Source organism: Rhodopseudomonas sp. BR0G17 (assembly GCF_010907025.1).
Classification (GTDB): Bacteria; Pseudomonadota; Alphaproteobacteria; order Rhizobiales; family Xanthobacteraceae; genus Rhodopseudomonas; species Rhodopseudomonas palustris_H.
This window is the reverse complement of the sequence record NZ_QUML01000201.1, coordinates 1-405: the sequence shown is the minus strand read 5'-3', so window position 1 is coordinate 405 and position 405 is coordinate 1. Positions and strand designations below refer to the sequence as shown.

Below are 405 nucleotides of genomic sequence, written 5' to 3'. Positions count from 1 at the left end.
GGGAGCGGACTGTTCCTCGTCATCGTCGCGCTGCGTCAATGGGGCGAGGAGCATCTCTACACGGCCAATGAACCGCGGTCCTCCATGATCGACCGTGAGACGCGCGCACCTGTCCCAAGGCTGGAGCTACACGGGAAGAACGGTCGGCGTCTGACTTGGCGCGATACCGAGGTGCTGAAGGTCGTCCGCAAATAACGCCGGACGGACAGTGCACCAGCGCATGTGACAGCCGACCGATCTACGATCGCTCGTGCGCCTTCAGGTCTTCGGCTTCAACCCAAGCCTTTTCGCCACGACCTTGTCGATCCAGCGCGGCGGCAGTTTGGTCGAGAGCCAGAACTGCAGCGGTCCTGGCGTGATCACGTCGTGCGCCTTCGGCGACGGCGCGGTGAGTGCGTCATAGAC

At 63.2% G+C, this 405-nt stretch carries 1 pseudogene; it reads left to right on the top strand.

The features are described 5' to 3' along the window. A pseudogene (locus DY467_RS26375) lies at positions 1-195 on the top strand (winged helix-turn-helix transcriptional regulator); the annotation flags it as partial. Between the last annotated feature and the right edge of the window lie 210 nt (positions 196-405).